The following is a 5060-nucleotide window of genomic DNA, read 5'->3' on the forward strand; positions in this document are numbered from 1 at the left end:
GCCGAGGATCTCGCCCTTCTTCACGGTCAGCGAGACGCCGTCGAGCGCCGCCGTCGCGCCGAAGCGGCGCTTCAGATCGACGAGGCGGACAACGTCTTCCCGCCCGGTCGGCTCGACGCGGACCGGGTCGGCAAGTCCGGCGGTGACATGCTGGTTCATCTCTGTTTCCGTTTCAGTGTCACGCAAACGCGACGGCGGCCCGCTCAACAGCGGACCGCCCATTTCTGCCAACCATGCGCCGGTCAATAGGCGCTGATCCCGGTGCCCTTGTAGACCTTGTCGAACTCGGCCTTGACCGTCTCATTCTGGTAGGAGGCGACCAGCGTCTTCACCCAGGGCTCGTTCTCGCTTCCGATCTTGACCGCGATGAAGTTGCGGTAGGGATTGTCGGCCACCGGCTCCTGCGCGATGCGGTTTTCCGGGCCGAGGCCGCTCTTCAGCGCCCAGTCGGTGTTGACGACCGCGGCGTCAAGATCGTCGACCGAGCGGCCGACGATGCCGGCGTCGAGCTCCTTGATCTCGAGCTTCTTCGGGTTGTCGGCAATGTCGGCGGTCGTCGCCAGGATGCCGGTGCCGTCTTTCAGCTTGATCAGGCCCTCATGCTCCAGCACGTGCAGCGCGCGGCCCTCGTTGGACGGGTCGTTGGGCAGGCCGATGACAGCGCCTTCCGGCAGGTCGGCGACCTTGGCGTGCTTCTTCGAATAGAGCCCGATCGGCCAGACGCCGGTATAGCCGACCGGCACGATATGATAGCCTTGCGTCTTGATCTGGTTGTCGAGATAGGGCTTGTGCTGGAAGGCGTTGGCGTCGATCTCGCCCCGCTCCAGCGCCTCGTTGGGCTGGGTGTAATCGTTGAAGACGACTGTCTCGATGGTCAGCCCTTTCTTGGCCGCCTCGGCGGTGACGACGCGCCAGACATCCTCATCCTCGCCGCTGATGATGCCGACCTTGATCGCCTTCTTCTCCTCGGCGAAGGACGACGACGGCGCGTTGAGGCCGATGACGGCCAATGTCGTGGCGAGAAGCGCCGCCAGTCCGGCGCGCCTGGTGATTGACGTAACGAGAGAATTTGAAGCGTTGCCGGGTTCGGACATGATGCGTTCCTTGCAATCCTGAAATCATTTGGGCCTGGCGGGATGCGAAGCCTTGATATCAAGCATCACCAATGCTGCCGGCTCGGGCAAAGAAGCGCATTTCCTCTCGGACGGGAGGCGGAAAATATTCTCTCAAAGATTTTATGACTTGGAGCACATCGGCCGCTGGCAAGCGGATATCGACGGCAAGGCGATGGAAACTTGCGCGTCTAAAGCTCGTCGCGCCGAACCGGATTCTGGCGACGCGGCCTTAAGTCTTTGTTTGATGCATGTCGTTGTCCCAGAACCGCTGCACAGTTCTGGGCGCCATGCATTAGGAAGCCCGCCGTGTGACACGCAAGGACGGCCGGCCGTCTGCCGGCAGCGACGAGACGGTGGGCAGGCCTCGCGCTTCCTGCACAGGGTAGCCCAACCGTTGCAGGCTGGCCCGCGCCAGCGCCGCATTGCTGTCGACGACGACCAGTCCGTTCGTGTCGCCGAGGCTGGCTGCCACGACGGACAGTTCGGTGCAGCCAAGTAGGGCGACATCTGCGCCGGCCATTTGCGCGAGATGAAGCGCGCGCTCGGTCTCGGCCGCGGCTTGCGCGATCGAACCGGCCTTGACGAGCATGATCGCGCTGTCGACGCGTTCCTGAAACTCGGCATCCTGCGGAAGGCAGAGGTCGAAGCCCGCCGCCGCTATCCTGTGCTGATAGAAACCGGAAACCAGGGTGCCCGGGGTTGCGAGGTTCGCCACCCTGCCCCGGTCCAGGCCGCGGCGGATTTCCGCCACCACCGCGTCGCCGATATGGATGATCTCGGCTGACGAGTTCGCCGCCAGCTTGTCGTACCAATGATGGGCGGTGTTGCAGGGCATGGCGATGCAGGCAACGCCGAGCGCGTTGAGCGTCGAGACCGCAGCGGTCAGCGGGGCCAGCGGCCCGTCATGGTTGCTGAGGATCGCTTCGGTCCTGTCGGGCAGCTGCGGCACGCTGAGGATGACGGAAGGCACATGCTCGTTGTCGCGCAGCGCCTCGGTCATCCGCGTCAGCTTGACGTAGAAGTCGGCCGATGCCAGCGGCCCGAGACCGCCGATGATGCCGAGCTGCGGACGGATGGCGTCGTCGATCATCGGGCGGGCTCGGCTTCGAGATCTTGCGCGACGGTTTCAGCGCTCTGCACCGTCTCCCGATGGCTGGGTGCGATCATTGCCGTGCTTGCCGCCACGGTGGAGACGCTGGACAGCGTCATCAGCGTGTCCACGGCCGCGTCCACCGCGACGAACAGGGCGAACGCCGCCTCGAAGGGAAGCTTCAGATAGCCGCAGACGATGGACATCTGCGAGAGGATGAGCAGGCTGCCCATGCCGCCTGTCGTCAGCGCCAGAAGCGCGGAGACGACGCCGACAAGCATGAGGTCCGGGATCGCCAGCTGATGGCCGTAGAGCTGGGCAATGAACAGGGCGCCGGATGTGTAGACCAGCGCCGGCCCGGTCCGCAGCAGCGCCGCCTGCAGCGGCACGAGCAGCTCGACCACCACCAGGTTGAAGCGCAGCCGCTCGCTCAAAAGATTGATGACCCAGGGCAGCGACGCGACGGTGGAGCGCGTCGTGATGGCAACCATCAGAAGCGGCTGAAGGGTCTTGATCGTGGCCCAGTAGCTTCGCCGCGACCTGATGGCGATAATCGCGAACGCGCCGGCGAGGAATGTCAGGCAGGAAAGGCCCATCACCAGCAGATAGCCGCCCATCAGCATCAGCGGCTTGGTGCCGGTCGACGCGGTCTGGTCGGCGATCAGGACGAAGGTTGCGAAGGGCAGTCCCCAGACGAACCAGTTGGTCAGCACCGTGCAGGCCCGATACACCGCGTTGAGCGCCTGTGAGAGGCTCAGCGACGAGGGCTGGGGAATCTTGCCCATCGCCAGCCCGAAAAGCAGGCAGAACAAGAGGACCTGGATGGTCTGGCCCGAGGCCAGCGCGTTGAAAACGTTGTTCGGCACCAGGTCCAGGAAGATCGAATGTCCGCCGTTCGGATCGGCGGTGGGCGGTGGCGGCTGGAACGGGAAGGCGAGATCGGTGGAGACGCTGCCTTGCGAATTGATGAATTCGCCGAGCTCGATGCGCGACTGTGGGTTCTCGATCTGGCCCGGCTTGAGGATCAGCGAATAGGTGCCGCTGACCAGCACGGCGAGAAATGACACGACCAACACGGCTATACCCACCTTACCGAGATAGCGGACCGATTTCGGGTCCTGAACCATGGCTGTGATCGAGAAGATGACGGACGAGACCAGGTAAGGCAGGACGACCATCTTGAGGAAATTCAGGTAGACCTGCGCCACGGGGCTGATCGCATGGGCGAAGGTCGGGTAGTACAGTCCGCACAGAATCCCGGCCAGGATCATGATGATCGTCGTCAACGGCGAGCGCAAGATGCGCTTTGCCGCCAGGCGCCAATCGAGAGGCATGGGTGCGGCTGCATCCGAGACGGCCATTGTCAGGCTTTGCTCCCCTGGCGATAGCGCGCAATGATCTCGTCGGTGTTGAGGACCTGCTGACCCCTTGCCAGATCGAGATAGAGATCGACAAAGGCCGCGAGATGCGGATTGGCCGGGCTAACGCCGACCGCGATTGTGTCGACCTTGTCCGTCAGCGTGATCGAGCGCGCGACGACAGTCATCGACGGGTCATCGACCATCAGCTTCTTGATCTCGAAATCATCGCGATAAGCAAGGTCGATCGTGCCATTGCGGATCGCGTCGATGACCGTGTTCCAGCCCGCGAAGCGCTGGATCGTGGCGTGCGGGAAAGTGGCCGCCGCATACGTGGCGAAGGACGAGCCTTCGATCACGCCGAGATCGCCGGAGAAATCGCGGATGATCTGTTCGGGCGGCTTGCCTTGCGTGATGCGCGCCAGGTTCACGCGATTGGCGAGCAGCCCCTGATGCAGCATGGCATAAGGGCGTGAATAGAGGATCGAGCGGCCGCGCTGAAGCGTGCGGCTGAGCTTGCCGATTGCCAGGTCCGCCTGACCGGAGATCAGTTTTTGCACCATGCCATCGAAGGTCACGGCGGACCGGTCGAACACGGATTCGACGCCAAGCTCGGCGGCTATGCCGCGCGCAAGGTCCATGTCGATACCCTTGTCGCCTGAGCCGTCGGCCGGAAAGAAAGGATCGGAGGCGAAAGCCGGCATGGCGATGCGCAGCTTGTTGTCGCTCACGATGGGTTTTGGAGCGTCTTGCGCCTTGGCCGGCGTGGCCATGGCTTGCGCCTGCGCGACCAGCAGCCCTCCGCCTCCGGCTGCAAACAGCGTGCGACGTGTAAGCGGCATGCCCATTCTCAATTCGCGCAGGAGAGCCGGACAACAGATCTGACCAGTCCGCAGTATGCACGCCGAAGTTAAGTAAAGGTATCTTTTATTTTTCCCCTTTTTACATTGCAGATCGCTAAAATGGCATCATCAAATATGCAGATCTTCTAAAATAGCGCAGCTCGCGGCGGGGCGCGTTGTTGAAGAGTCCTGTAGTGGGTCGTCAGAACGTCTCGACCCAAGGTCTCAGCTCGACCTCGAAGCTCCAGGCGCTGCGATGCTGGCGATGGACCGCAAGGTAGGTCTCGGCGATCGCGTCGGGCGAGAGGCGGCGGTCCGGGCGGTCGGGCTCTGGCGCCTGTCCGGCCGGCTCGATCTGGCCGTCGATGATGAAATGCGCAACATGAATGTTCTTCGGGGAAAGCTCGCGCGCCATCGATTGCGCCAGCCCGCGCAGGCCGAATTTCGGCATGGCGAAGCCGGCCGAGCCGGAAAAGCCCTTGAGGCTCGCCGTGGCGCCGGTGAACAGGATCGACCCCGAGCCGCGCGCCAAGAGCCGGTGCGCCGCCTGCTGGCCGACCAGGAAGCCGCCATAAGCGCCGACAAGCAAAGCTTGCTTGACCGCCTCGGGATCGAGGTCGGCGATCGGCCCGCGTGTGCGGCCGCTGGCGTTGAA

Annotated in this window: 5 protein-coding genes and 1 pseudogene; all 6 read right to left on the reverse strand. The window is 63.4% G+C overall.

Annotation, left to right across the window (positions count from 1 at the left end; all coding sequences use genetic code 11):
* Window positions 1-159, reverse strand: a pseudogene (locus EOA27_RS42230) (methionine ABC transporter ATP-binding protein); the annotation flags it as partial.
* A gap of 83 nt (window positions 160-242) precedes the next feature.
* The gene (locus tag EOA27_RS21305) at window positions 243-1094 is read right to left on the reverse strand and encodes a MetQ/NlpA family lipoprotein (RefSeq protein WP_126078711.1); all 852 of its coding nucleotides are present in this window, start codon (window positions 1092-1094) and stop codon (window positions 243-245) included.
* A 313-nt stretch (window positions 1095-1407) separates the two neighbouring features.
* Window positions 1408-2205: an amino acid racemase gene (locus EOA27_RS21310; RefSeq protein WP_126078712.1), complete on the reverse strand. Its 798-nt coding sequence runs from the start codon at window positions 2203-2205 to the stop codon at window positions 1408-1410.
* The gene (locus EOA27_RS21315; protein WP_245467180.1) at window positions 2202-3539 is read right to left on the reverse strand and encodes a cation:dicarboxylase symporter family transporter; all 1338 of its coding nucleotides are present in this window, start codon (window positions 3537-3539) and stop codon (window positions 2202-2204) included. The genes EOA27_RS21310 and EOA27_RS21315 overlap by 4 nt, the downstream gene beginning before the upstream one ends.
* A gap of 29 nt (window positions 3540-3568) precedes the next feature.
* Window positions 3569-4405, reverse strand: coding sequence for a transporter substrate-binding domain-containing protein (locus tag EOA27_RS21320; protein WP_189342594.1), 837 nt, complete (start codon window positions 4403-4405; stop codon window positions 3569-3571).
* Between the two features lie 202 nt (window positions 4406-4607).
* A partial coding sequence (locus EOA27_RS21325; RefSeq protein ID WP_127257089.1) for an SDR family NAD(P)-dependent oxidoreductase occupies window positions 4608-5060 on the reverse strand: 453 nt, incomplete at its 5' end.

This window comes from Mesorhizobium sp. M2A.F.Ca.ET.037.01.1.1, from assembly GCF_003998075.1.
Classification (GTDB): Bacteria; Pseudomonadota; Alphaproteobacteria; order Rhizobiales; family Rhizobiaceae; genus Mesorhizobium.

What these genes read in the sequence shown, in the direction of transcription:
- EOA27_RS21310 (WP_126078712.1), bottom strand. Translation starts at nt 2,205, where the DNA reads ATGATCGACGACGCCATCCGTCCGCAGCTCGGCATCATCGGCGGTCTC.
- EOA27_RS21305 (WP_126078711.1), bottom strand. Translation starts at nt 1,094, where the DNA reads ATGTCCGAACCCGGCAACGCTTCAAATTCTCTCGTTACGTCAATCACC.
- EOA27_RS21315 (WP_245467180.1), bottom strand. Translation starts at nt 3,539, where the DNA reads ATGCCTCTCGATTGGCGCCTGGCGGCAAAGCGCATCTTGCGCTCGCCG.
- EOA27_RS21320 (WP_189342594.1), bottom strand. Translation starts at nt 4,405, where the DNA reads ATGCCGCTTACACGTCGCACGCTGTTTGCAGCCGGAGGCGGAGGGCTG.